The organism is Paenibacillus tyrphae, from assembly GCF_024158745.1.
Lineage (GTDB): Bacteria > Bacillota > Bacilli > Paenibacillales > NBRC-103111 > Paenibacillus_G > Paenibacillus_G tyrfis_A.
In genome coordinates this window covers 1-467 of record NZ_JAMZAW010000077.1, presented here as the reverse complement: position 1 = coordinate 467, position 467 = coordinate 1, and the positions used below count along the sequence as shown (strand labels likewise).

Sequence of the window (467 nt, the reverse complement as noted above, 5' to 3'; positions counted from 1 at the left end):
GTGTTCAGTTTTGAAAGGTGCAATGCCTTTCAGTTCGTTTGGTGATGATGGCGGAAGGGAACCACGCGTACCCATCCCGAACACGACCGTTAAGCCTTCCAGCGCCGATGGTACTTGGACCGCAGGGTCCTGGGAGAGTAGGACGTCGCCAAGCGAACCTGCTTTAAGCAGGATGATTAACAAAAGTAAGGGCCCTTAGCTCAGCTGGTTAGAGCGCACCCCTGATAAGGGTGAGGTCGGTGGTTCGAGTCCACTAGGGCCCACCAGTTAACTTCATAATATAGCATGGGGCCATAGCTCAGCTGGGAGAGCGCCTGCCTTGCAAGCAGGAGGTCAGCGGTTCGATCCCGCTTGGCTCCACCATGATGATTTAAGATTTGTTCCTTGAAAACTGGATAACGAAACAAAGCGTAAAGCTGAATCATCCTTAGTTTTACTAGTTGATACCGCGAGGTATATATCTTTTG

Annotated in this window: 2 tRNA genes and 1 rRNA gene; all 3 read left to right on the top strand. The window is 50.7% G+C overall.

Features of this window, described 5'->3' with window-relative positions:
• The first annotated feature begins 37 nt into the window (after nucleotides 1-37).
• Nucleotides 38-154: ribosomal RNA gene (rrf, locus tag NI000_RS36585) — 5S ribosomal RNA — on the top strand.
• 35 nt (nucleotides 155-189) lie between these two features.
• Nucleotides 190-266: transfer RNA gene (locus NI000_RS36580), tRNA-Ile, on the top strand.
• 21 nt (nucleotides 267-287) lie between these two features.
• A tRNA-Ala gene (locus tag NI000_RS36575) sits at nucleotides 288-363 on the top strand.
• Nucleotides 364-467: the final 104 nt, after the last annotated feature.